This is a genomic window from Nocardia sp. NPDC019219 (genome assembly GCF_040632645.1).
GTDB classification, from domain to species: Bacteria; Actinomycetota; Actinomycetes; order Mycobacteriales; family Mycobacteriaceae; genus Nocardia; species Nocardia sputorum.
This window is the reverse complement of record NZ_JBEYCG010000008.1, coordinates 53,922-78,126: the sequence shown is the minus strand read 5'-3', so window position 1 is coordinate 78,126 and position 24,205 is coordinate 53,922. Positions and strand designations below refer to the sequence as shown.

Below are 24,205 nucleotides of genomic sequence, written 5' to 3'. Positions count from 1 at the left end.
TGCACCTCCGATTGAGGCTTTGCTCTCTTGGTTGCAGGTAGTAATCGCAAAAGTTTCACTCGAATGTTCAACGATACTGTCGAGGGCAGTGCCTTTCGGGAAGGGATCTTCATGTCCACTGCCGCATCACCGCGTGCCATCGGCCGCCAACTCGACGACCCGGCGAGCCTCGGCCGTGCCCTCGATGAACTGCTCGCCACACGGACGGAGCCGCCTGCGCTGCTCGCCCTCGGTGAGCCGACCCACGGGATCGAGGCTTTCCCGTTGCTGCGCAACGAAATCCTCCGTCATCTCGTCGAACGGGGGTACCGTTCGATCGCGCTGGAGACGGACGTATTCGCCGCGTCGATTGTCGACGACTACGTGGCGGGGGCACCGGCGCAGATCGACACGGTGCTCGCGACCGGATTCAGCCACGGGTTCGGCGCCGTGCCGGGCAACCGCGAACTCGTCGAATGGCTCCGCGCGCACAATGCCGGCCGCGCGCCGCGGGATCGGGTTCGCTTCTACGGCTTCGACGCGCCGGTGGAGTACTCCGGTGCGCCGAGTCCGCGATACGCGCTGTCCTCGGCCATCGACTACCTCCCCGAGCCGCTGCGGCCCGCCTCGGCCCGCGACCTCGACGCGCTGCTCGGCGAGGACGCGGACTGGACGAACCAGGCGGCCATGTTCGACCCGGCAGCGTCCGTCGGCGACTCCGACCGCGCTCGCGCCCTGCGCATCGTCGCCGACGACGTCGCCAGTGCGCTGCGCCGCGCGGCGCCGCGCCTGCGTCTGGCGGACCCGACCGGCTACGACCAGGCCGCCGCTCACGCGCGCACCGCCATGGGGCTGCTGCGCTATCACGCGGCGATGGCGAGTCAAGCACCCGACCGCATCGCGACCTTGCTCAGCCTGCGCGCCGAGATGATGGCCGACAACCTGCTCGCGATCGTCGCCCAGGAGCGGCGACGCGGGCCCACCCTGGTGTTCGCGCACAACACGCATCTGCAACGTGCGCGGTCCGACATGTCGGTCGGCGAGGACGAGGTGAACTGGTGCGGCGCAGGCGCACTCGTCGGGCTTACCCTCGGCGACCGCTACATGTTCCTGGCGACTGACGCCAGCCCCGACAGCGATCCGGACACTCTCCAGCGCGTCTTGGCCGAGGCGACCACCCGCCGCGCCCTGTTCCCGGCACCGGCCCTGCGCGCCGCGCTTCCTCCGTCGATCGGCACCAGCACACCGATCGTGCGCGGTCACATCCCGCTCGAGCCGGCAGACCTGGAGGGCGCCGACGCGGTCATCTTCATCGCCGACACCGACGGAAAACAGCATCAGTACTGGTAACAGGGCGGTCTCCCGCCGCTGCGGGCTCAGTGTCCGGCGGCGCCGAGCTGGTGATCCGCTTCGAGCAACATCCACCCGCTCAGCTGTACCGAGAGATCGCGGCTCGAGTTCGCCGGTGAAACGGCGGAGGAGGGCGTGAGCTGCGGGAAGGTCCCCGGATGCTCCGGCACCGCGACCGGGCGGGACCAGTCGATCCCGAACAGCGGTAACCCGTCCACTTCGGCGCGGTGCTTCCAGGCCGCCCGCGCGGAAGCGTGCACGATATCCGCGGCGGTGGTGTCACCCAAAGCCAGCGCGGCCTCCGCGAGATATCGGGCGAGGATGCCCATGAACAGCCCGGAGTCGTCCCCGGAGGCCGCGGCGATCACCCCTGCGTTCGTGAGCCCGTCCCCCGCCGCGGCGACGAGGGCGGCCACGCGCCGGTGATGGGTCGATTCATTCGTGCGCACCGCCAGCTCGGTTTCCAGCCCGATGGCCACGCCCTGGCAGTAGGTGTGGACGGTCCGGTCCACCCGTCCGCCGGGTTCGTGCAGACCGTCGAGGATCAGGCCGCTGCCGGCGTCACGCAATCGGGTGTACAGGAAATCGGCAAGTCGCCGGGCGCGGGACAGCTCGCCCAACCGCGCCAGAGCGATACCCGTCGGACCGATCGCGGGGGTGTTGTAGTACTCGTCGCCGGACCGCCACGGCACCGCGCCGACGACCGGGTTCCAGCCATCGATCAAGCCGGCTCGCAGCTCGCCGACAGCGTCGCCGAACCGGACACCGAGCAGCCGGTCGGCGCGTTCGAGCGCCAGCGCCAGCCACGACATATCGTCGTAGTACCGGTTGGTCCAGCCGGTGAGGTTGCGTGTCCGGATACCGCGCGCGAGGGCGACGACCCGATCTATGCGTGCGGGGGTGCGGGCGCGGTACGCGGCGTCCACCGCACAGTCCAGCAGGTGGGCTTGCCACCAGTAACACCATCGCAGGAACGACTGATCCAGCACCGACGCAGGCCAGACGAGCGTGCCCAGCCGCATGTGCGGCTGACCCCACAGCGTGCGCAGATGCCGCCGCACGATCGCCTGTTCGGCCAGGTCCGCCCGCTTCCCGGGCTCCTCGGGCCCGGCGGAGATCTTCCGTGTGATCGGCACCGCCTGCGTCGGCGGCGCCATCGCGGTGACTGCGATCGAGGCTCCGGCCGTCAACAGCACACGCCGGCTGATCCCCTTGTTCCGGCGATCCATCCGCTCGGACTCCCTTTACTGAACGACTGTTACTCGGGCGGGAAACCGTGCAACTAGATCCTATCCCGCGACGACCGCTACGGCGCGGCGTCGACCGGTTGCAGGAGTCACCTGCCGGGCATGCCTCCTGCTGCCCGAGCTCGGGCATCGGCGCTCCAGGTAGCGCGGCGAAGAATCGAGGTCAAGGACACCACCTATCGATCACAGCCGTAATCGGCCATCGAGCCTCCACGTCGTCGACATCGAAGACGACATCGGCCCGCCGCATCACCCGCTCGATGTGACCGTCCAGATGGGCGCGCCCCGGCACGATGACCGCTTCCGCCCCAGTGCGCTCGATCTGATCGAGCAATAAGCCGACCGGGTCCTCCGTCTTCGCCGACAGCGCAATTGTTTTGCACAGGTCGTAGCCGAGCCGCTTGGCCAAGCTACGCATCGTCGTCTCCAACCATTTCTGATGCGAACCCGCGATGTCCGTCCGTAAGAACCCGATCGCCCGAGGACGGCCGGTCGGCGTCATCGCACACCGCCCCGCAGGTCGGCAGGCCGGTCATCGATGACCTCGACTCCGGTCCATGCGCACGTATCCGGCCCATCCGTCCGGTGCTCACCGATCCGCCCGCCGATCACCGGCACCATCCGCTGGCAGAGCAGGCACATGACCTGCTCGATCGGGCCGGTCACACCGCGCGCGTATGCCGCGCCGCACATGCTGACCGTGATTCGCGGTCGGGCAACTCGCGACAAGCCGACTCTCTGTTCCACCATCCGTGTTCCCTCCCGTTGACTTCGGTCAGCTGCACAAGACCCGCTGAGTTCACCGAACGACTTGTGCAACAAGGTCATTCACTGCAATGAAAAGCAGGTAAATGCGATGCAGTTCGCCACTTTTCCGGAGATCGATCGACGTAATCAGCAGCTGACGACCCCAGCGGTGGACGTCGCGAGAACGTCTCATGTACCGTTAAGACGTCCCTAGTCGTCCCAAAGGGGGTCGCGATGCCGAACGACCGGCTCCGAGAAGCGCTGCTCCGCAACGGTTTGGATCTCGCAGAGGTCGCGGTAGCGACCGGCGTCGATGAGAAGACCGTCGAGCGATGGATCACGAAGGGCCGCACACCTTATCCCCGCCACCGCCATAAGGTCGCGTCGATGGTGCGCGAGACGGAGAACTATCTCTGGCCGGACGCGCTGCCCGCGGAGCGCCGGACCGAGATGGCGCACTCAGAAGTGATCAAGCTGTATCCGCACCGAAACTCGATCCCCCTCGACTTGTGGACGCGCCTGCTCTCACAAGCGAAAGAACGAGTCGACGTTCTCGTCCTGGCGGGCCTGTTCCTCGCGGAAGAACCATCCTTCGCAAGGACAATCCGGCAGAAGACCCGCGAGGGCCTGAAAGTGCGCCTGCTGTTCGGCGATCCCGACGAGGACGAAGCGACCAAGCGAAGCACCGAAGAACGGCTTGCCGCCGGGACCGTGCCAGCGAGGATCCGCAACGCCTTGGCCCTCATCGAACCACTGTCGGCGATCGATGGTGTCGAAATCCGCTACCACCGGACCACGCTCTACAACTCGATTTTCAGGTTTGACAACGAGATGATCGTCAACATGCACGTGTACGGGCAGCCGGGCGCGTACGCCCCGGCAATGCACCTGAAGCTGCTGCCAGCCGCCGACCTTTTCGAGACGTACACAACTAGTTTCGAACAGGTCTGGACGCAGAGTTACGAAGCCGACTTTGGGAGCCACGCATGAGCCGGACCGATTACTTCCACGATCCGACCGCGCCGCCCGCGAACAGCATCAAAGTGGCGGTGAGCGCGCTCGTCCAGGACGACGAAGGCCGGATACTGCTCATTCGTCGCACCGACAATGGCAAGTATTCGATCCCTGGCGGTGGCCTCGAGGCAGGTGAAACTGTGGCACAAGCAGTCGTGCGGGAGGTGCGCGAGGAGACAGGTATCGACGTCATGGTCACTGAGCTAATCGGCATCTTCTCAGACCCTGATCACGTCATCGCCTACGACGACGGTGAGGTCCGCCAAGAGTTCTCCATTTGTTTTCGCGCCCATCCGATCAGCGGCACACCACGGACGAGCGAGGAGTCAGCAGCGGTCGAGTGGGTAACTCCGGCAGAGCTGCACGACCGGGATATCCATCCGTCCATCTGGCTCAGGATATGCAAAGGCCTGGAGGAGACGGCAGTTCCGTACTTCACCTGAGCGGCGATGAGTGCTCCAGTCGGCCTTCTGTCCGATTGACCGCCCCAAACAGAACCGGCGCGGCCTCTGCGACCGACTGCGTCACAACGTGCTCGGGACCATACCGCTCCTGCACCTCGGCAATCCGTTCACGAACTCCGGTCACATCTCCCATTGGTGTGGTAGTCATATCCGCCCACCACAGCGCATCCCGCAACGCGGACTGCTCGTCGGGCCACACGATACGAACCCCGCGACGCCGAGCCTCCACACATGCGCAGGAATGATTCGCAACCAAGCCGCAGAGCCGGTCATCGACACCGATCTGATGCAGGAACTCAGCACCGTCGACGGGATGGAAACCCGTACGCCTGATATTTGGCGCGTAGCCGATATCGTGGAGCCATGCAGCGGCGACCAGCAATATTGGATCGTCGACCACCCGTGAGGCACGTTCAGCCTGCCGAACCACACCCTCGACATGGGCGAGCCTCAGCGTTAGGGACGCTAGGTGCTTCCGCGCTAACTTCTCAGCCCATTCGGCTGTCCCCACGTCAGTCATGATGCGACCGTATCAAATCCGCGATTATAGATCCGATCCAAAATCAACGAGACGTAGTTGATTATTGCTTGATTTAATTCCTCGTAGCGCCTGACGGAAATTTCGACGATATCTCCTATTTCATAATCCAGATGGGGGCATTGCTCTATAAAATGCGCATCTACCTCTCCCGCGTTATGAGCCCAAAGGTTTCGAATCTGATGGGCGCTATGCAGATTTTTTTTAAGACCAGCGTCAATCGGTCCGCCTAGACCAACCATATTCAAAACACCCTCCAGCTTCCCGATTTGGCCGCTGCCCGGAGGAAGCACCCGCTGGTAGATTGTCGAGTACAGCTCGTCAGTTCCCTTAGCGATTAGGCCCACAGGCAGGCTAACCTTCTCGAAATCCTTGCCCGCGAGAAGCTCGGGTCGATACCTGAGCGATGCTTTGAATACATCGCCGATGAAGCTTTCGAGCGCGCCCCATACACCAATCAGCTGCGTTGCATGAAGAAGCGGAAAACCTTCTGGTGGAATATCCAGCCATTCGGAATTTTCCTCGGTGCGCCGGGTTATGTCGTCGGAGTAAGTTTTTATCGTTTGCACGATATCTAGGTACTCCTTCGGCGCTCCGGAAATCATGGCTATAGCGCTTGACGTCGCCCAAGCAAGCGTCTTGGCCTGGTTTCCCAAGCTAATTGCGAAATAAGTCCTGTTGAGCATCTCGACCGAATTTGTAATGAAGGAAATCACGTTGTTTCCGAGAGAAATCAGATGCTCGATCTCGGCAGTTCGATCAGCGTCCTCGTTGGCCACCTGTTCATTGTTGCATCCCGACAGGAGCTGTCCGGAAGCCCAGACGGATCGAACTGTTCCATGGCGGCGAACTGCGGCGACGGTGGCGCAGTGAACAGGCGCGCCGCGGCTCTACTTCTTCGCAGACGCTACTCCGCTACGGAACTCGACAGCCTTGACGCCGAACAGATGCAGGTCAAACGCAGTGCGCGGAGGTCGGCTCGCGTTCCGAAGCCGAATAACCTGTGCACACGACCCACTGATCCACCTGCCGGCGGAAGGCCTCAGGACCGCACCTCCAGCCACCTTGCCATGCTGGCTATAGCGGACAAGAGTGGGCACTCATGCCGATTACGTGTCGTTCTTGCGGTGCGGCTCAGTGACCTCAGTGGCAGGTATATCACCCGTCGCTGGCTCGCCAGAAACCACAGCCGAGGGCGCCTCGACCAGTACGTCTCCTGCACGTGTCACACTCCAACCAGACCCGGTTGCACGTTCCATCAGTGTCTTCAGGATCTCCTCGGCCCAGGGACGGGAGAGGTTGGTTGCGACCTGGAGGTCGCCGTCGGGTGTGGGCACAGCGCCGGGTTTGGCGGAACTTTTCAACTCGTCGGCGTCGAGCGCGATTGCGCCATCAATGAGCGCCGCGTCTCTGCCGTGGGCGGTTGCAACCATATGGGCGAGATCCCGCACTGCGCGTGCCGCAGGTACGGCAGGCCCAAATGTTTCGCCGTTGTGGATCGAGTAGATGGCATACTTGCCTCGGACTTTACGCAACCGGAGCCTAAGGAGTTGTTGACGGTCATCGTTAGGCGCATTCTCCACATAGCGCTCGGTAAATGCCGTGAGCAGTTCGTCGTCGAGGCGGCGCGTACCGGTTGGTGTTACTGGGTACTCCATGAGACTGAAGACGTCGTCGGATTCAATCTGTGCGAGCGTCGATTTCAGACGTCCGATTGAACGGACGCCTAATGGGCCGAGGTTCGAGATCAGCTCTGCCACTGAGGCGTTCTCGCCGACATCGTTCTTCGGGAAACGCTCCTCGATCAAGCTGCGAAGTGTATCGGTGGCGAGGTCGTGGTCTTCGCCAGGTTCGTCCTTGGAGTACCCGACTTCGTCGGTCAGTTCATCGGGGTCTACGGGAGATGTGCTGTCATCTTCCTTCGCCATGAGCCCGTCGATCCGGTCGAATAACTCGTCCATGAACCGCCGTAGGCCGCCTGCTTCGACGAAGTACTGGTCCACTTGCTCGCGGTCGTTCTTCGATAACGCCTGGTATGCCGGGGACTTGTATCGGATGTCGTGCTCGTACTCCGCCCAGGCGTGAGCTGCGACGCTTCGAAGCTGAATCTCCAGGCCCGGATATGTCTCAAGGTATTTGGCGAGAGCTTTATAGCGGGTCTTTAGTGCGTCATTGGTGACTTCCTTGACGATGACGTGAACGCTGTCGTACCCGTTGTGCTTCTCGTCACCCGGGTTGAACGGGTCACCGGCTGCAGCTCGCCGGGTGATTTGGTCAGCAAAGTCGTCCCGGGCCTGCGAGGTATACAGGATCACCCGTGCGGCGATGCAGTCCTGGATTCCCGTCTCCGGGTCCTTCGGGTCAGGGTACTTCGCTGTTCCGTCATCAAGCTTCTTCAAGGACTTGTCTTGGTAGGAGCTCAGTGTCTTGGCACGCGCCTGAATCGTGTGAACTGTGATGGACGCTTCGTTGGCTACGTCCGCGAGAAAGCGCTGCAGCTCATCGGCAGCTTCTGCCAGATTGGCATGATCGTGGGCGTACTCCCAAAGGTAGTAAGGGACCCGTGCATGGTGGGAGTCGTCAGGGATCGCGAACACGTCGTGCGCCGTGGTTCCAGTCACCGCTCAATCGTGCCAGCTGAACGATCACGATTCAGGACAACCCGCTCAGGCCGAAGCCAGACTGCCAACGCCGTCCGGCGCGCGTAAGGCGCCACGACCGGGGTTGGTGTCGGTCGGTCGTCTTGAGACGGGATCTGTCGCATGGGATGCCTACCTTCGGGCGTTCAAGACCATCGGAATTGATGAGTCGAGTCCTCCCGACATGCAAACGTCCGCTCATGCCGCCCGCGCTGACCGAACCAAACATCACGCGGTGCCGGGCGAAACGACTGAGCCCCCACCCGGACACGGCTGGGGGCTCAGCAGAGTGTATATCAGCAGCGATACACGCGCTGCACTACTTCTTCCCAGACGCTAATCCGCTACGGAACTCGACCACGTCGCCGTCGGACATGACGTAGTCCTTGCCTTCCATGCGGACCTTGCCCGCGGCCTTGGCGGCCGCCATGGAGCCCGCTTCGACCAGGTCGTCGAAGGCGACGACTTCGGCCTTGATGAAGCCGCGTTCGAAGTCGGTGTGGATGACGCCGGCGGCCTTGGGGGCGGTGTCGCCCTGGTGGATGGTCCAGGCGCGGGCCTCTTTCGGGCCCGCGGTGAGGTAGGTCTGCAGGCCGAGAGTGTGGAAGCCGGCTCGGGCCAGCGCGTGCAGGCCGGGTTCGGTCTGGCCGATGGATTCGAGGAGTTCGGTCGCGGATTCCTCGTCGAGTTCGAGGAGTTCGGCTTCCACCTTGGCGTCGAGGAAGACCGAATCGGCCGGAGCGACGGACGCTTTCAGCTCGGCGACCTTCGCCTCGTCGGTGAGCACCGACTCGTCGGCGTTGAAGACGTAGAGGAAGGGCTTGGTGGTGAGCAGCGAGAGTTCTTTCAGCAGCTCGGTGTCCACCTTGTCGGCCGCGGCGAACAGGGTGGTGCCGCTGTTGAGGATCTCCTGCGCGGTCTTGGCCGCGTCGGCGACCGGCTTGCGGTCCTTCTTGACCTTGGCTTCCTTCTCCAACCGCACGACCGCCTTCTCCAGGGTCTGCAGGTCGGCGAGGATGAGTTCGGTCTCGATCACCTCGATGTCGGCGCCGGGGTCGACGCGGCCGTCGACGTGCACCACGTCGTCGTCGGCGAACACTCGCACCACCTGGCAGATGGCGTCGGCCTCGCGGATGTTGGCGAGGAACTTGTTGCCCAGACCCGCGCCCTCGGAGGCGCCTTTGACGATGCCCGCGATGTCGACGAACGAGACGGTGGCGGGCACGATCCGCTCGGAGGAGAAGATCTCGGCCAGCTTGTTCAGCCGCGGGTCGGGCAGCGGAACCACGCCGACGTTCGGCTCGATCGTCGCGAACGGGTAGTTCGCGGCGAGCACGTCGTTCTTGGTCAACGCGTTGAACAGCGTCGACTTCCCGACGTTCGGCAGGCCAACAATTCCGAGGGTGAGACTCACGAGGAACAGAGTCTACGCGTCCCGCGAGTGGCACATGGTGGAGAGGTCTTCTCGACGTTTGCCGCAGCCATGTGCCACTCGCGCGGCTGGTCAGGGGATGAGGACGACTTTGCCGAGGTTGGCATGGGCTTCGATGGCGGCGTGGGCGGTGGCCGCTTCCTCGAGGGGGTATTGGGCGTGTACGGCGGGGCGTAGTTGACCGGAGGCGAAGTACTGCCAGAGCTCTTGGCGCCAGTGTTCGTACACGTCGGGCTGGTTTCGCGCGATGCGGGCCATTTGGAAGCCGATGACGGATTTCGCGCCGACCAGCAGGTCGTATGCCTGGATGGTGCCGCCGCCCGAGCTGTAGGCGACCAAGCGTCCGCCGGGGGCCAGCGCCGCGAGCGCGGGCGTGAGGAGGTCGCCGCCGACCGCGTCGAGCACGTAGTCGACCGGAGCGCCCCAGGACTCCTGGCCGTACTCGACCACGTCGTCTGCGCCGAGCTCCTGGACGAACTCCGCTTTGGCGAGATCCGACACCGCGCCGACCACTCGTGCCGCGCCGCGCACCCGTGCGAGCTGGACCGCGAGATGACCGACGCCGCTCGCGGCGGCGGTGATCAAGGCGGCCTCGCCTTCCCGCGGAGCCGCGGCATCGAGCGCGCCGAGCGCCACCAGGCCGCTGCGCACAAGCGCGACCGCGTCGACGGCCGACGCTCCGTCGGGGATGGGCGAGGCCATGGCCGCCGACAGCAGCGCGTAGTCGGCATAGCCGTGTCCGAACACGAGGCCGGTCACCCGGTACCCGGGCGCGTAATGCTCGACGCCCTCTCCCACCGCCACTACCTCGCCCGCGACTTCGCCACCCAGGGCGATCGGTTCGCGCTGCTCACGCACCTTCCGCACCACCGGCAGGGTCACCCCGACCGCCTCCACACGGACCAGCAGCTCCCCCGGCCCTGGCGTCGGAACCTCGACCGAGACGAGCTCGAGCACCTCGGGACCACCGCTGCGCTCGTACTGCACCCGCCGCATCAACACCTCCAGAAATCGTTAGGAGGCGCAACGGTAACCGGTGAGCACAGTCCACTACACGCTGTAGTGGTAGATCTCACCGGCGGCCGGAACCGGTGGAGAGCCTTCGAGTAAGCCGGTGCCATACATGTCCGAGTCAGCGGAACGACCTCGACCGGGCACCCCACCGAAGAGCGCGAGTCGATCCGAGGCCGGTGGTGCCTGCGACGGGCGCTGCGCGCGTCGGAGCCGGTCACGACTGATCCCGCGTCAGCGCGAAGGAGCTGTTCGGCATCCGCATCACCCGCGACGACTTGGCCGCATGCCTGCTCGACACGGCCGCGGACGAATCGGCGGTCCGCAAGCACGTCAACGTCGCGAACTGATCGACTCAAGAGCCTGTCGGTCCCCCGGCGTAGCGTGGCCCGTATGGAGCCGACCACCGAGGTGGTGACTGCGCGTCCGGCGCCCGTGCTCGCCGCGTTCATCGACCGCTACGTGGGATATCGCATGTCCGGGTTCGCGGCCGCGATCCATCGCGGGTTGCCGTCGCGGCATATGACGTTCATCGTCGCCATCGGTCCGACGATCGACGTCATCGAGCAAACCGATCCGCGCCAGTCGCCGCAGAACTACCGGTGCGTGCTGAGCGGCTTACAGGCGAGCACGGCGCTGATCGCGCACGACGGTCACCAGGAGGGCGTGGCCGTCGCGCTGACGCCGCTCGGTTGTCGCACTTTGTTCGGCTTGCCTGCGGCGGCGCTGTGGGATACGTCCGTCGAGTTCGCCGATGTCGTCGGGCCCGTCGGCCTCGAGTTATGGGAACGGTTGCAGTACGCGCCGACCTGGCCGGACCGTTTCACCGCCTGTGACCAGGTGCTTTCGGCGCTCGCCGATCCGGATCGCTCGGTCGGGCCGGAACTCACCTGGGCCTGGCGCAGTGTGGTCGGTTCCGGGGGCGGCATCGCGATCGGCCCACTGGCCGAGCAGATCGGGTGGACCAGGCAACATCTGACGCGCCGGTTCAACAGGGAGTTCGGTCTCAGCCCGAAACTCGCCGCCCGGATCACCCGTTTCGAACGGGCCCGTCGCATGCTCGCGCACACGCCCTCCTACGTCACCATCGCCCAGGTGGCCGCCACCTGCGGGTACTACGACCAGGCTCATCTGGATCGTGACTTCGCCGATCTCGCCGGAACGAGCCCGACCTCGTGGCTGGCCGAGGAGGTTCCATCCGTCCAAGCCCCCGACGTGTCCGCCGATTGACGATGAATCCATGACGAATCCCACAGAAACCAGCACCCGCACCGCCGTCTGGCCCACGCTGACCTTCCGCGATGCCCGCGCCATGGCCACCTTCCTGGTCGAGGCGTTCGGCTTCCGGGAGGCCGCGCTCTACGCCCGCGAGGACGATCCGTCGATCGTCGAGCACGCGGAACTGCGCTGGCCGCTGGGCGGCGGCGTCATGTTCGGCTCGGCCGGTAAGGACGACAGCCCGTTCAGCAGCCGCCCGACCGGCACCGACTCGGTCTACCTGGTCTGCGAAGAGCCCGACGCCTTGTTCGCCCGCGCGACCGCCGCGGGCGCCGAAGTGGTCCGCGGCCTGCGCGACGAGGACTACGGATCGCGCGGCTTCACGGTGCGCGACCCAGAGGGCAATCTTTGGAGTTTCGGGACTTACTGGGGCGCTTGATCGGCGCGGAAGCGACGCCCCTGCACAGAGCGCAGCCGCGGCCGGCGAAGACCTCCGCCCGGCCGCGGTACCGCGCCGACGAGGCGGGCGAAGTTCAGCCGCGACTACCCCGGCCGCAGTGAACCGGAGCGCAGCCAGTCATCGTTCGCCGAACACTGTGTCGGCGGGAGACCGACGCGCCGGCGATCCCCGTGCTCACGGCGCCTGACCAGCCGAACGAAGCCGCCCATCCGGGACCGGGCGAGCCCGGGAGCGGTGCCGGGCGGTCAGATGGATCACCGGCCGAATCAGGCGGGCCGCGTTCCCACCGACCGCGCGTGGTCGAACCGACGCGAGGGCAGCTCACTCGGCCACCGACCGCCGAACGTCACGAGGGCGCGAACGAACGCACTGGACGATCATCGTGGCCACCGGCAACGCAGCACGCACGCGAAGCCGCCCCGGACCGGGCGAACCCACTGGCGCCCGCCGAGCCCCGACATCGCGATTCCGCAGATGAGCGCGCGCAGGGCGATCGCAGATCGGCAACCGGAGCAGGTGCGGAAAACTCGTTCACCGCCCCCGCCGCGCGAGGACGCAACGGCATGGTGCAGACGAACGCGCCGAACGACCGTCGTGCTCACTGGCAACGGAGAAGGCGCGCGAAGCCGCCCCGGACCGGGCGAACCCGAGCGCATGTCCTCAGCGCCCGCCCAGCCCCGACATCGCGATGCCGCGGATGAACGCGCGCTGGGTGATCGCGTAGATGAGCAGCAGCGGAAGCAGGATGACGACAGCGGCGGCCATGAGGATCGGCCACTGGGTGTGGTACTGGCCTTGCAGCCGGACCAGCCCCAGGGTCGCGGTGGCGACGTCCTCGCGCTGGATCATGACCAGGGGCCAGAGGAAGTCGTTCCACACGGTGATCCAGGTGAGCACGGCGAGCACCATCAAGGCCGGGCGGGTGTGCGGCAGCAGGACCCGCCAATAGACCTGCCAGGTGGAGCAGCCGTCGAGGATGGCCGCCTCCTCGAGTTCCTCGGGCAGTGTGCGGAAGAACTGCCGCATCAGATACGTGCCGAACGCGCTGCCGAACAGGCCGGGCACGATCATCGCCCATGGGGTGTCCACCCAGCCGAACGCCCGCATCAGCAGGAACTGCGGGATCACCGTGACGGTCAGCGGCACCATGAGCGTCGCGAGGTAGGCGAGGAACAGCATGTCGCGCCCGCGGAAGCGCAAGCGGGCGAACGCGTATCCGGCCAGCGAGCAGAAGAAGACCTGCCCCGCTGTCACGCACAGCGCGTAGACCGTGGTGTTGAGCAGCATCCGCCCCATCGGCAGCAGCTCGAAGACCTTCCCGTAGTTCGACCACTGCGGCCGCTGGGGAAGCAACGCCGCGTCGGCGATCTCGCCGTCCCGCTTCAGCGAGCCCGACACCGCCCACAGGATCGGCAGCAGCGCGCACCACGCGATGCCGACCAGCACCGCGTAGATCGCGGTCCCGCGCACGACCCGTCGCACGATGGCCCGGTCGACCCGGCCGAGCGCGACGATCGCGCGGTCGCGCCGGACCGGCAGGGCGCGCCGGGCCGCTTCATAGGTATTCACTGTTCCACCTCCGAGCGCCGGGCCATCCGCAGTTGCACCAGAGTCAGCAGGAACAGCATCGCGAAGATCACCCAGGCGAGCGCGGAGGCGTAACCGACCTCGTAGAAGCCGAACGCGTTCTGGAACAGCATGATCCCCAGCAGGTACGTACCCGTCTCCGGTCCCCCGTTGCCGCCGGTCAGCGCGTAGGCCTGGTCGAACGCTTGCACCGAATTGATGATGGTGATGATGAAGACGAACGACAGCGGGCCCCGGATCAGCGGCAGGGTGATAGAGAAGAACCGCCGCAGCGCCCCGGCCCCGTCGATCTTCGCCGCCTCGTAGAGCGTCTCCGGCACGCCCTGCATGGCGGCCAGCAGGATGACCGTCGCGAACGGCACGCTTTTCCACACGGTGACGATGCTGAGCGAGACCAGCGCCCAGTCGGGATGGGTCAGCCAGGGCACCGGATCGACGCCGAGCCGGCCGAGCGCGAGGTTGAGCAGCCCGTCGTCGGTGAACAGGAACCGCCACACCACGGCCATGGCGACCGCCGAGGCGACCAGCGGCAGAAACGCGATGGTGCGAAATATGCCGATGCCGCGCCATTTTCGATTCAACGCGGCGGCGACGGCGAGTCCGATCACCACCGTGGGCACCAGCGTCGACACGGTGAAAACGGCCGTGTTGCGCACCGCGATGAGAAACAACGGATCGGACGCGAACAGCCGCCGATAGTTGTCCACACCGACGAAACGCATGGGGCCGAACAAGTCCCACGAATGAAAACTCAAATAGAGCGAAAATCCCAACGGGAACAACAAGAAAATCGCGACCGCCGCCACGTTGGGCGCGACGAAAGCCCATCCGGCGCGTTCCCGCCGCCGCGCCAACCGGGACGCGACGCCGCGCGAGTCTTTGCCTGAGGTTTGCGACGGCTGCGCTCCAGTCATGGCGTGTCCAGCAGCGCGTCGACGTCGGCGGCGAAACGCCCGTCCAAGGACGCGGCGGTGGCGGCGCCGCGCAGCACCCGGTTGGAGCCGCGCTCGAGCAAGGCCGACACCTTGCCCCAGGCGGGCGTCACCGGTAAGGGGCGGGAGCTGGCCGGGCCCTCGGTGAACACCGCGAGATTGCGGATCTCACGGTGCGCGGCGGCGAACCCCGGCGATCTCATCGCCGACTCGAGCACCGGCACGAACAGCCCGGACGCGGCGATGATCGCCTGCCCCACCGGCCCGGTCGCGAATTTGACGAACTCCCAAGCCTGTTCGACGCGCGGGCTGTCCGCGGCGATGGCCAGCCCGGTGCTGCCGACGTCGGTGACGGCGCCGGGACCGCCGTGCGGGCCGACCGGCAGGACCGTGACGTCGATCGGGAGGTCGTCGTGCCCGGCGAATTCGGAATACAGCCAGTGCCCGCCCAGTGCCATCGCCGCACGACCTCGCCGGAACAGGTCGGGTGCCGAAACGGAGAGCGTGTCGGCGGCTTTCGGCGCCACCCGGTGGCGTACGGCGAGGTCGGCGTAGAACTGGAATCCTGCGGCGAACCGCGGATCGCCGAGGTTGGTTCTGGTCGGGTTCACCGAGGGCGAGAACCATTCGGCGCCGTTGTTCATGCCGAAGCAGGCCGCCGAGAAGTACGGCACCCATGCGTCGGCGAAGCCCCACCGAGTCCGGCCGGAGGAGTCGTGCCTGGTCAACGCCTCGGCAGCGGACAGGAACTCGTCGAACGACCAGGCGTCACGCCAGCGCGCGGGCGGGACGATCCCGGCCTCGTCGAACAGTTCCCGGTTGTAGTAGAGGAACACTCCGGACCACTGTTCGGGCAAGGCGTACTGCCCGCCCGCGTAAGCGAAGGTGTCGTACAGCGCCGGGTAGCTGTCGGCTTTCAACTCGGCGGCGTACTGCGGATCGCGGGCGAGCAGCGTATTCAGGTCGAGCAACACCCCGCGCTCGGCCAGCCCGGAATAGAGCAGCTCCCAGGCCATCAGCACGTCCGGGCATTTCCCGCCCGCGCAGTAGGTGAGCATCTGCTGCAGCGGGTCCGGTCCGGACATGACCGTGCGAATCCTGATGTCGGGATGCAGCTTCCGGAATTCGTCGATGATCTTCAGCCGGACCCGGGCCTCTTCCGGCCTGGCCTGGAAGAAGAAGGTCAACGCGTCGTCATCGGAGCCGCAGCCGCCGCTCGCCAGCAGCGGCGCGGCCAGCGCCGACCCGAGCACCGTCCGGCGACGGACCCGGCCGACGGGATTCGCACGCAACACAGCCCTCCTCCGGGGCGGATGTGGAGCTCTTCGAACCGCATGGCAGCATACGTTCGGCAATCACGTGGTGACGGCCGACACATGAACAATATTTCACGGTGACCGTCCGGCGTCCGGAATCGGCACGACGGCGCTCATCGATCGGATACGTTGTCACGTGTTTCAGCAAGATCCTGCGCGTTTTACAGGAGAGTAGGCAGATGGCGACAATCGAATATCTGCGGACCGATCCCGATCTGCCGCCCGTCGGCGTGGTCGACAAGTCCCCGATCACCCCCGCCAAGAAATTGATCTTCGCCGGGATCGCCGCGCTCGGCGCCATAGCTTGGGCGGTGCTCGCCATCTCGCGGGGCGAATCGGTGAACGCGGTGTGGATCGTGATCGCGGCGGTGTGCACCTACGTCATCGCGTATCGGTTCTACGCCAGGTTCATCGAACGCAAGATCGTCAAACCGCGCGACGACCTGGCCACGCCCGCCGAGATCCTGGAGAACGGCAAGGACTACATGCCGATGGACCGGCGGGTGCTCTACGGGCACCACTTCGCCGCCATCGCGGGCGCGGGTCCGCTGGTCGGACCGGTGCTGGCCGCGCAGATGGGCTACCTGCCGGGGACCATCTGGATCGTGGTCGGCGTGGCGCTGGCCGGCGCCGTGCAGGACTACCTGGTGCTGTGGGTTTCGATGAAGCGGCGCGGGCGCAGCCTCGGGCAGATGGCCCGCGACGAGCTGGGCGTGATCGGCGGCTGGTCGGCCATCGTGGGCGTCCTGGTGATCATGATGATCCTGCTGGCGGTGCTCGCGCTGGTGGTCGTCAACGCGCTCGCGCACAGCCCGTGGGGCGTCTTCTCGATCGGCATGACCATTCCGATCGCCCTGTTCATGGGTGTGTACCTGCGGTTCCTGCGGCCGGGCAAGGTCGGCGAGGTCTCCGTGATCGGGTTCGCGCTGCTGCTATTGGCCATCGTGGGCGGCGGCTGGGTCTCCGAAACCGACTGGGGCGCGGACTGGTTCACACTCTCGCCGGTGACCATCTCGTGGCTGCTGATCGCCTACGGCTTCGTCGCCTCGGTGCTTCCGGTGTGGCTGCTGCTGGCGCCGCGCGACTACCTGTCGACGTTCATGAAGGTCGGCACCATCGTGCTGCTCGCGGTCGGCATCCTGGTCACGCTGCCGGTGCTGCAGGCGCCCGCGGTCTCGTCGTTCGCCTCCAGCGGCACCGGACCGGCCTTCGCGGGCTCTCTGTTCCCGTTCCTGTTCATCACCATCGCCTGCGGCGCGCTGAGCGGTTTCCACGCGCTGGTCTCCTCCGGCACCACGCCGAAGCTGCTGGAGAAGGAATCGCACGCGCGGATGATCGGCTACGGCGGCATGCTGATGGAGTCGTTCGTCGCGGTCATGGCCATCATCACCGCCTCGATCATCGACCAGCACCTGTACTTCGCGATGAACGCGCCGGTCGGTCTCACCGGCGGCACCGCGGAGAAAGCCGCGGCCTACACCAACAGCCTCGGGCTGAGCGGGCCCGCGGTGACTCCGGCGGACTTCAGCCAGGCCGCGAGCGACGTCGGCGAATCGTCGATCATCTCGCGCACGGGCGGCGCGCCGACGCTGGCGGTCGGCATCTCCGAGGTATTCCACCAGTTCCTCGGCGGCGCGAGCATGAAGTCGTTCTGGTACCACTTCGCGATCATGTTCGAGGCCTTGTTCATCCTCACCACGATCGACGCGGGCACCCGCGTGGCGCGGTTCATGCTCTCGGACGCGCTGGGCAACTTCGGCGGCGCGGCGAAGAAGTTCCGCGATCCGTCCTGGCGGGTGGGCGCGTGGCTGTGCTCGGCCGTCGTGGTCGCGGCCTGGGGCTCGATCCTGCTGATGGGCGTCACCGACCCGCTGGGCGGCATCAACACGCTGTTCCCGCTGTTCGGCATCGCCAACCAGTTGCTCGCGGCCATCGCGCTGACCGTGGTGCTGGTGATCGTGGTGAAGAAGGGCCTTGCGAAATGGGCCTGGATCCCGGGGATTCCGCTGGTCTGGGACCTGCTGGTGACCATGACCGCGTCGTGGCAGAAGATCTTCTCCGCCGATCCGAAGCTCGGCTACTGGAAGCAGCACAGCATCTGCCAGGCCGCGCAGGACGCCGGGAAGCTGTGCCTGACGGCGAAGACCCAGGACGACATGACCGCGATCGTGCGCAACACCTTCATCCAGGGCACGCTGTCGATCGTGTTCGCGGTGCTGGTGCTGATCGTGGCGGTGGTCGGCGCGGTGGTGGCCTACCGCGCCTGGCGCTCCGGGGAGGCGACGACCACCGAGACGCCGGAGCAGCCGTCGAAGATCTTCGCGCCCAGCGGATTCGTCGCCACCGCGGCGGAGAGGGAAGTCCAGAAGCAGTGGGACGAGTTGATCGCGAACGGAAAGGTGCGCGCTTCCGGCGCGGCACACGTCCACGCGCAATGAGCGACTCCTCGAACCGGGGCGCCGACCGGTCCGCGCGACCGGTCGGCGCCCGGCTGCGCGCCGCGGCCCGCGTGTGTGGCGACGGCCTCCGGGCGGGCGTCTGGTGGTTCGACTCGATCCTCGGGGGCCGGGATTACCAGCGCTACGTCGAGCACCTGCGGCGCAGGCATCCGGACCACCCCGTGCCGACCGAGCGGGAGTACTGGCGGCAGCGGCATGCCGAGGCGGATCGCAATCCGACCAACCGGTGCTGCTGAAAAGATTTCCGGCCGAGCCGCCACACACCGCTTTGGTAGTCGCCACAACCGCCGACCAGGCGGCAACTGTGCGATGTCATGACCGTTGTGTGAGGTGGTGACCACCCCCCGCGATAGTGGCTGATTTCCGCTAGCACGGGTTCGCCGCAGCTGCCATTGTGGTGGGCGTGACGATCACGGCATTTGATTTCGAACGTTGCTACCGGGCGGTGTCGACCCGGGACTCTCGATTCGACGGGCAATTCTTCACCGCGGTGCGGACCACCGGAATCTATTGCCGCCCTTCGTGTCCGGCGATTACGCCGAAGCGGGCCAACGTGACGTTCCTGCCGACCGCCGCTGCGGCGCAGCAGGCGGGCTACCGCGCCTGCCGCCGCTGCCTGCCGGACGCGGCGCCCGGTTCGCCGCTGTGGAACACGAGGGCGGATCTGGCCGCGCGGGCGATGCGATTGATCGGTGACGGCGTGGTCGAGCGGGCCGGCGTACCGGGGCTGGCCGCCACGCTCGGCTACTCGCAGCGGCAGCTCACCCGGGTGCTGACCACCGAACTCGGCGCGGGGCCACTGGCGCTGGCCCGGGCGCACCGAGCGCATACCGCGCGGCTGCTGATCCAGACCACCGCGATGCCCATGTCCGATATCGCGTTCGCGGCGGGTTTCGCCTCCATCCGTCAGTTCAACGACACGGTGCGCGAGGTGTTCGCGGTCAGCCCCACCACCATGCGGCTCGAGGCACAGCGCGCGAAAACCGCCGCCCCCACGCGCCCGGCGCAGGCCGGCAGCGGGTCGCTCACGCTGCGGCTGCCCTATCGGGAGCCGCTGGACCGGGCCTGGCTGGAATGGTTCCTGTCCGCACACGCCGTACCGGGCATGGAATTGTGGGAGAACCGTGCCTACACCAGGAACCTGCGCACGCCGCACGGGCACGCCACCGCGCGACTGAGCTTCCAGCGCGACCACGTGCGGGCGGAACTGTCCCTGCACGACATGCGCGATCTCGCGCCGACGGTGACCAGACTGCGGCACCTGCTGGATCTGGACGCCGATCCGGTCGGGATCGACGAAGCGCTCGGTGCCGGGCCCGCGGCGCGCGGGGCCTCCGGGAACCGCCTGCCGGAGCGTGCCGCCGAGGACCTGCCGGATGCGGGGGCGGGCTCGCCGCCCGAGAGCGAACCCTCGGCCGAGCTGTCTGCACTCGACGCGGGCCCGTCGTTCACGCCGGGTATCCGGGTGCCCGGGTGCGTGGACGGACCGGAACTCCTGCTGCGCACGATGATCGGGCAGCAGATCTCGGTGTCCGCCGCGGCCACGCACACGGCGCGGCTGGTGGAGGCGCTCGGCGAGCGGGTGGACGGGCCGATCCCGTTGCTGTTCCCCGCACCCGAGGTGATCGCCGAGCGGGGCGCCGAGGTGTTGACCGGACCGGCGCGGCGCATCCGTTCCGTCATCGCGGCCGCCGAGGCACTCGCGTCCGGCGACCTGCTGCTGCACCAAGGACGCACCGCCGCCGACCTGCGCCGCGACCTGCTCGCGCTGGACGGCGTCGGACCGTGGACAGCGGACTATGTGACGATGCGCCTGCTCGCCGATCCGGACGTCCTGCTCGGCACCGACCTGGTCGTCCGCCGCGGCGCGAGCCTGCTCGGCATCGATCTCACGGACACCGCTCGCTGGGCGCCGTGGCGGTCGTATCTGTCCATGCACTTGTGGAAAGCGGCGCTGGCCAGCCGCGCCACACCTTTCGATATCCCCGCGCTCGCCACCACGAAAGGCAGTGACGAATCATGAACGCAAGCATCGCCGTCCACACCGAGATCGTCGGCACGTCGACCAGCACAGCGGATTTCGCCGTCACGGAGACCCCGCTCGGACCGTTCACCACGCTCGTCGACTCCGACGGCGCGGTCCTCGCCTCCGGCTGGACCTCCGACGCGGAGAACCTGCGCGGTCTGATCCACCCCGCCCTGCGCCCCGGCGGGTTACGGCGACGAGATTCGCTGGGCGAGGTGACCGGCGCGGTCACCGCCTATCATGAAGGCGACCTCACCGCGATCGACCCGATTCCGGTGCGCCAGCGGTCGGGAGAGTTCCTCGTGCACGCCTGGGACGTACTCCGCGCCGTCCCGGCGGGCAGCCCGCTCACCTACACCGAATTCGCCGCCCGCGCCGGTCGCCCCGATGCCACGCGCGCCGCGGCCAACGCCTGCGCCCGCAACGCCGCCGCCCTCTTCGTGCCCTGTCACCGAATACTCCGCATCGGGGGCGCACTCGGCGGCTTCCGTTGGGGTTTGCCGGTGAAGCGGTGGCTGCTCGACCACGAAGGATGAGCCGCCAGCGGCGGAGCGGCCCACCCTCAGGCGATGGTCGCCTGGAGGTGGGAGCCGTCGCGGCCACGGAGGACGTGCAGGCGGCTGGGAATGCGTTGGCGCATCTCGTCCACGTGACTGACCACGCCGACTACCCGGCCGCCGGCACGGAGGTCGTCCAGCACGCCCATCACGGCGTCCAAGGTGTCGGCGTCCAGGCCGCCGAAACCCTCGTCGATGAACAAGGTGTCCAATACCAGGCCACCGGATTCGGCGGCGACGGTGTCGGCCAGGCCGAGCGCCAACGACAGCGAGGCCATAAAGGTTTCGCCACCGGAGAGCGTCTTGGCCGGGCGGATGGCGCCGGTGTAATCGTCCCGGATGTCCAGCCCGAGCCCGCCCCGGCGGCCGCGCGGACCGGCCTTGTCCGAGTGGACGAACTCGTACCGTCCGCCGGACATCCTGCGCAGCCGCAGCGATCCCGCCTGGGCGACTTCCTCCAGGCGGGCGGCCAGGACGTAGGAGTGCAGGGACATGCGGCGGTTGTTCGCGCCGCGTCCGGCGACCACGTCGGCGAGACCGTTCAGTTCCTCGAACGCTTGCTGTGCGGGGGCGATCCGGTCCACGGCGGCCCAGAGCTGGCCACCGAGCTCCTCGAGCTGGCTCGCCCGCCTGCTCGCCTCCGCATGGGCGGCCACCGCCGCGTTTAGCGCTGCTTGCGCGGCCGCCACGAGCGCGTCGAGCTCGGCCGGGTCGCCGGGTTCCTGCTCGGCCGCCGCGCGGATCTCCGGTTCCGCCAGCACCGCTTCGGCCGCGGCACGGGCACGGTCGGCGGCCACCAGTTCCGCTTCTGTCTCGGCCTGCTGCTGCGGGCTGCGCGACGCGGCGGCGACCACCTTCGCGTAAGCGGTCAAGAGCGCGACATCGTCTCGGGCGGCGGTGACCTGAATGTCGGCCGTGCGGCGCACCGGATCCTTCGCGCCGGTGGCTCCGGATGCGGCGGCTTCCGTGTCGCCCGAACCCGAGATCGAACCTGTACTGGGCGCGTCCGCCACGCCGGCCGCTGCAGAAGCGGACAGCGGACCGCCGAACTCGCCCTCCGGTACGAAACCAGCTGCACTAGCCAGGTTTTCGACTCGGGCGGCGATCGCCGACACCTGCTCACGGGCCGCCACCGCTTCGGCGCGGGCATCGCGCAGGGCGGTCGCCTCCGTGACCAGCGCGGCCAGCCGGGCGCGGCGGCGGTCGATGGTCTGGTCGGCGCCCGCCGCGGTGCGCAGCCGTTCGGTGAGTTCGGCCAGGCGAGTCTCGCCGGAGACGATGGTTGCGGCCACCGCGCCGCGACGGGCTTCGGACGCGCGCAACTCCTCGTGCAGGCGTGCCTCGTCCTCGCGCAAGCGGGTCACTTCGGCTTCCAGTCCGTCGGCGCCGGCGGCCAGTTCCGAGGTGTCCTCGTAACGGTCGGTGGCGGCGCGCAGGGCGGCGGCGAGTTCGACTCGATCGGTATCGCCGCCGCGCGCGACCAGCGCTTCGATCTCGCGCTCGAGCTCGGTGATGCAAGCCAGCGCGCGGTCTCGGGTGTCCTCCGCGGCACGCTCGGCCGCGGCGGCGGCCTCCTCCTCGTCCTTGGACACCGCGGTGGCGGTGGGCCGGGCAGGTGCGGGGTGTTCGGCGGAACCGCAGACCGCGCAAGGGCTGCCGTCGACCAGCTCGCCTGCCAGTTCGGCCGCCATCCCGCTCAACCTGCGCTCACGCAGATCCAGGACGAGTTCTCGGGCGTCGAGATGCGCGATGCGGGCGGCGTCGAACTCGACGCGGGCGTGGTCGAGCGCGGTGCGGCGGGCGGCCAGTTCGACCGCGGCCGTCGCGGCGGCCTGCAGTCGTTCGGTCTCCGCGGTGATGCCCGGCAGGGCCGCCACGGCTTCGGCCGCTTCTCGCAACCTGGCCTCCGCCGCGGTGCGCGCGGCGGGCAGTTCGTCGCGCCGGGCGGTGAGCGCGGTGACGCGCCGGGCCAGCGTCGCGTCCTCGGTGCGCAGCGCGTCGATCTCGCCGCCGAGCCGGGTGGCGGTCGCGGCGTCGGCCCGCACTTCGTCCAGCGCGCCGATCTGCGCGCTCCAGCGCTGGATCGCCGCGTCGAGGTCGGCGTCGTCGCGCACCTGCGCGGCGTCGGAATCCAGCAGTTCCGCGCCGCCGAGTTCGGCGCTCGCCGGCTCGCGCAGCCGCGCGGCGAGATGCTCGGCCGCTGTGCGCTTTTCGCTGTCGAGCAGACGCTGGGTCTGCACCGCCGCACGCGCTTCGTCGATCGCCGCGGCGACCGGTGCGGCCCGGCGGGCGAGGTCGAGCTCGGCTTGCAGTGCGGCCCGGCGATCGGCGCCCGCGGCGTAGTCGTCGAGGTGCGCGCGTGCCGCGCTCATGCGACGGCGCAGCTCATGCAGGCGACGCTGCTGTTCGGCCTGCTCCCGGACGCGCGCCGACTCCCGCTGGCAACGTTCCATTTCCGTGCCGGCGGCGGCCAGATCCGTGCGAGCGGTGGCCAGCAGGTCCTGGGACCAAGCGACGCATTCCGTGGTACCGACCGAATCCGCCACGCCTGCCGCCATGCCCACCTGGGTGATCAGCCGCTTGATCCCCTCGGTGCGAGCATCCAGATCCGCTTCGGCGGCGCGGCGTTTGTCGGCCAGCCACTGTTCGGCGGCGCCGAAACGCCCGGTGTCGAAGAGCTTTTCGAGCAACTTCTCGCGGTCTTCGTTGTCGGCTCGCAGGAAGCGGGCGAAATCGCCCTGCGGCAGCAGCACCACCTGGAAGAACTGATCGGCGCTCATGCCCAGCAGGCGCAACACCTCCTCCCCGATATCCGGTATCCGGGACAGGTTTTCCCCACGGCCGTCCAGCCAGGTCAGCGTCGCCTTCGGGTTGATGGTGCGCATGCCCGTGCCGTCGCGCTTGGGACGCTGGAACTCGGGGCTGCGGGTCAGCCGCAGCCGCCGCCCGCCGAGGGTCGCCTCCAGCATCACCTGCGGCGGCGTGTGCTCCGGGGCATGATCGGAGTGCAGTCGCTTGCTCTCCCCGCGCGCGCCGGGGACCCGGCCGTAGAGGGCGAACGCGATGGCGTCCAGCACCGTGGTCTTTCCCGCCCCGGTCTGGCCGTGCAGCAGGAACAACCCGTCGGCGCCGAGCGCGTCGAAGTCGACGACCGTGGGCTCCGCGTACGGGCCGAAAGCGGTCATCTCCAGCTTGTGCAGCCTCATGCCGCCGCGCCTACGCCCGGCTT

Annotated in this window: 21 protein-coding genes; 9 read left to right on the top strand and 12 right to left on the bottom strand. The window is 67.4% G+C overall.

Going from position 1 to position 24,205, the window contains the following annotated elements:
• Positions 1 to 111 precede the first annotated feature (111 nt).
• Entirely contained in the window at positions 112 to 1,329 is a 1,218-nt protein-coding gene (locus ABZ552_RS16875) for an erythromycin esterase family protein (protein ID WP_281877688.1), read from the top strand.
• Between the two features lie 26 nt (positions 1,330 to 1,355).
• Here ABZ552_RS16875 and ABZ552_RS16870 read toward each other — a convergent pair whose 3' ends face one another.
• From ABZ552_RS16870 to ABZ552_RS16860, 3 genes are all read right to left on the bottom strand, one after another.
• Positions 1,356 to 2,558, bottom strand: coding sequence for a glycoside hydrolase family 76 protein (locus ABZ552_RS16870; RefSeq protein WP_281877687.1), 1,203 nt, complete (start codon positions 2,556 to 2,558; stop codon positions 1,356 to 1,358).
• A gap of 181 nt (positions 2,559 to 2,739) precedes the next feature.
• Positions 2,740 to 2,985 carry a hypothetical protein gene (locus ABZ552_RS16865; RefSeq protein ID WP_281877686.1) on the bottom strand — a complete coding sequence of 82 codons (246 nt, stop codon included), beginning with the start codon at positions 2,983 to 2,985 and terminating at the stop codon, positions 2,740 to 2,742.
• An 89-nt stretch (positions 2,986 to 3,074) separates the two neighbouring features.
• The gene (locus ABZ552_RS16860; protein ID WP_281877685.1) at positions 3,075 to 3,326 is read right to left on the bottom strand and encodes a hypothetical protein; all 252 of its coding nucleotides are present in this window, start codon (positions 3,324 to 3,326) and stop codon (positions 3,075 to 3,077) included.
• A gap of 231 nt (positions 3,327 to 3,557) precedes the next feature.
• On the opposite strand from ABZ552_RS16860, the gene ABZ552_RS16855 reads away from it, so the two are divergent.
• Together ABZ552_RS16855 and ABZ552_RS16850 are read left to right on the top strand one after the other, a co-directional pair.
• Positions 3,558 to 4,313: an XRE family transcriptional regulator gene (locus ABZ552_RS16855; RefSeq protein ID WP_281877684.1), complete on the top strand. Its 756-nt coding sequence runs from the start codon at positions 3,558 to 3,560 to the stop codon at positions 4,311 to 4,313.
• Positions 4,310 to 4,780: an NUDIX domain-containing protein gene (locus ABZ552_RS16850; protein ID WP_281877683.1), complete on the top strand. Its 471-nt coding sequence runs from the start codon at positions 4,310 to 4,312 to the stop codon at positions 4,778 to 4,780. The genes ABZ552_RS16855 and ABZ552_RS16850 overlap by 4 nt, the downstream gene beginning before the upstream one ends.
• On the opposite strand, the gene ABZ552_RS16845 is transcribed toward ABZ552_RS16850, so the two are convergent.
• The 5 genes from ABZ552_RS16845 to ABZ552_RS16825 all read right to left on the bottom strand — a co-directional run bounded on the left by ABZ552_RS16845 (position 4,773) and on the right by ABZ552_RS16825 (position 10,406).
• The gene (locus tag ABZ552_RS16845; protein ID WP_281877682.1) at positions 4,773 to 5,321 is read right to left on the bottom strand and encodes an HD domain-containing protein; all 549 of its coding nucleotides are present in this window, start codon (positions 5,319 to 5,321) and stop codon (positions 4,773 to 4,775) included. The two genes, ABZ552_RS16850 and ABZ552_RS16845, sit on opposite strands and share 8 nt — an antisense overlap.
• Positions 5,318 to 6,118: a hypothetical protein gene (locus ABZ552_RS16840; protein WP_281877681.1), complete on the bottom strand. Its 801-nt coding sequence runs from the start codon at positions 6,116 to 6,118 to the stop codon at positions 5,318 to 5,320. The genes ABZ552_RS16845 and ABZ552_RS16840 overlap by 4 nt, the downstream gene beginning before the upstream one ends.
• Positions 6,119 to 6,448: 330 nt before the next feature.
• The gene (locus tag ABZ552_RS16835; protein ID WP_281877680.1) at positions 6,449 to 7,960 is read right to left on the bottom strand and encodes a hypothetical protein; all 1,512 of its coding nucleotides are present in this window, start codon (positions 7,958 to 7,960) and stop codon (positions 6,449 to 6,451) included.
• A gap of 337 nt (positions 7,961 to 8,297) precedes the next feature.
• Positions 8,298 to 9,392 carry a redox-regulated ATPase YchF gene (gene ychF / locus ABZ552_RS16830; protein WP_281877679.1) on the bottom strand — a complete coding sequence of 365 codons (1,095 nt, stop codon included), beginning with the start codon at positions 9,390 to 9,392 and terminating at the stop codon, positions 8,298 to 8,300.
• 90 nt (positions 9,393 to 9,482) lie between these two features.
• Positions 9,483 to 10,406, bottom strand: a complete 924-nt coding sequence (locus ABZ552_RS16825; protein ID WP_281877678.1) for a zinc-binding dehydrogenase — start codon at positions 10,404 to 10,406, stop codon at positions 9,483 to 9,485.
• A gap of 408 nt (positions 10,407 to 10,814) precedes the next feature.
• On the opposite strand from ABZ552_RS16825, the gene ABZ552_RS16820 reads away from it, so the two are divergent.
• Both ABZ552_RS16820 and ABZ552_RS16815 read left to right on the top strand, forming a co-directional pair.
• Complete coding sequence (locus ABZ552_RS16820; protein WP_281877676.1) at positions 10,815 to 11,651, top strand: helix-turn-helix domain-containing protein; 837 nt, start codon at positions 10,815 to 10,817, stop codon at positions 11,649 to 11,651.
• A 10-nt stretch (positions 11,652 to 11,661) separates the two neighbouring features.
• A complete protein-coding gene (locus ABZ552_RS16815; protein WP_281877675.1) occupies positions 11,662 to 12,078 on the top strand; it encodes a VOC family protein in 417 nt (138 codons plus the stop codon).
• 681 nt (positions 12,079 to 12,759) lie between these two features.
• Here the strand turns inward: ABZ552_RS16815 and ABZ552_RS16810 are convergent.
• From ABZ552_RS16810 to ABZ552_RS16800, 3 genes are read right to left on the bottom strand one after another with little or no spacing between them, the layout of a single operon-like run.
• The gene (locus ABZ552_RS16810) at positions 12,760 to 13,614 is read right to left on the bottom strand and encodes a carbohydrate ABC transporter permease (RefSeq protein ID WP_281880758.1); all 855 of its coding nucleotides are present in this window, start codon (positions 13,612 to 13,614) and stop codon (positions 12,760 to 12,762) included.
• Positions 13,615 to 13,664: 50 nt separating this feature from the next.
• Entirely contained in the window at positions 13,665 to 14,540 is an 876-nt protein-coding gene (locus ABZ552_RS16805; protein WP_281880757.1) for a sugar ABC transporter permease, read from the bottom strand.
• Between the two features lie 56 nt (positions 14,541 to 14,596).
• Entirely contained in the window at positions 14,597 to 15,910 is a 1,314-nt protein-coding gene (locus ABZ552_RS16800) for a sugar ABC transporter substrate-binding protein (protein ID WP_281877674.1), read from the bottom strand.
• Positions 15,911 to 16,113: 203 nt separating this feature from the next.
• Here ABZ552_RS16800 and ABZ552_RS16795 point away from each other — a divergent pair, with 203 nt between their 5' ends.
• The 4 genes from ABZ552_RS16795 (at position 16,114) to ABZ552_RS16780 (ending at position 20,955) form a co-directional block, all read left to right on the top strand.
• The gene (locus tag ABZ552_RS16795) at positions 16,114 to 18,372 is read left to right on the top strand and encodes a carbon starvation CstA family protein (protein ID WP_281877673.1); all 2,259 of its coding nucleotides are present in this window, start codon (positions 16,114 to 16,116) and stop codon (positions 18,370 to 18,372) included.
• Between the two features lie 71 nt (positions 18,373 to 18,443).
• Positions 18,444 to 18,629, top strand: a complete 186-nt coding sequence (locus ABZ552_RS16790; RefSeq protein ID WP_281880756.1) for a YbdD/YjiX family protein — start codon at positions 18,444 to 18,446, stop codon at positions 18,627 to 18,629.
• 158 nt (positions 18,630 to 18,787) lie between these two features.
• A complete protein-coding gene (locus ABZ552_RS16785) occupies positions 18,788 to 20,416 on the top strand; it encodes an AlkA N-terminal domain-containing protein (protein ID WP_281877672.1) in 1,629 nt (542 codons plus the stop codon).
• Complete coding sequence (locus ABZ552_RS16780; RefSeq protein ID WP_281877671.1) at positions 20,413 to 20,955, top strand: methylated-DNA--[protein]-cysteine S-methyltransferase; 543 nt, start codon at positions 20,413 to 20,415, stop codon at positions 20,953 to 20,955. Before ABZ552_RS16785 ends, ABZ552_RS16780 begins: the two co-directional genes overlap by 4 nt.
• 26 nt (positions 20,956 to 20,981) lie before the next feature.
• On the opposite strand, the gene ABZ552_RS16775 is transcribed toward ABZ552_RS16780, so the two are convergent.
• Positions 20,982 to 24,182, bottom strand: coding sequence for an SMC family ATPase (locus ABZ552_RS16775; RefSeq protein WP_357438114.1), 3,201 nt, complete (start codon positions 24,180 to 24,182; stop codon positions 20,982 to 20,984).
• Between the last annotated feature and the right edge of the window lie 23 nt (positions 24,183 to 24,205).

Coding starts and splice junctions, on each gene's coding strand:
- ABZ552_RS16860 (WP_281877685.1), bottom strand. CDS start 3,326: ATGGTGGAACAGAGAGTCGGCTTGTCGCGAGTTGCCCGACCGCGAATC.
- ABZ552_RS16780 (WP_281877671.1), top strand. CDS start 20,413: ATGAACGCAAGCATCGCCGTCCACACCGAGATCGTCGGCACGTCGACC.
- ABZ552_RS16875 (WP_281877688.1), top strand. CDS start 112: ATGTCCACTGCCGCATCACCGCGTGCCATCGGCCGCCAACTCGACGAC.
- ABZ552_RS16845 (WP_281877682.1), bottom strand. CDS start 5,321: ATGACTGACGTGGGGACAGCCGAATGGGCTGAGAAGTTAGCGCGGAAG.
- ABZ552_RS16775 (WP_357438114.1), bottom strand. CDS start 24,182: ATGAGGCTGCACAAGCTGGAGATGACCGCTTTCGGCCCGTACGCGGAG.
- ABZ552_RS16795 (WP_281877673.1), top strand. CDS start 16,114: ATGGCGACAATCGAATATCTGCGGACCGATCCCGATCTGCCGCCCGTC.
- ABZ552_RS16825 (WP_281877678.1), bottom strand. CDS start 10,406: ATGCGGCGGGTGCAGTACGAGCGCAGCGGTGGTCCCGAGGTGCTCGAG.
- ABZ552_RS16815 (WP_281877675.1), top strand. CDS start 11,662: ATGACGAATCCCACAGAAACCAGCACCCGCACCGCCGTCTGGCCCACG.
- ABZ552_RS16870 (WP_281877687.1), bottom strand. CDS start 2,558: ATGGATCGCCGGAACAAGGGGATCAGCCGGCGTGTGCTGTTGACGGCC.
- ABZ552_RS16820 (WP_281877676.1), top strand. CDS start 10,815: ATGGAGCCGACCACCGAGGTGGTGACTGCGCGTCCGGCGCCCGTGCTC.
- ABZ552_RS16850 (WP_281877683.1), top strand. CDS start 4,310: ATGAGCCGGACCGATTACTTCCACGATCCGACCGCGCCGCCCGCGAAC.
- ABZ552_RS16855 (WP_281877684.1), top strand. CDS start 3,558: ATGCCGAACGACCGGCTCCGAGAAGCGCTGCTCCGCAACGGTTTGGAT.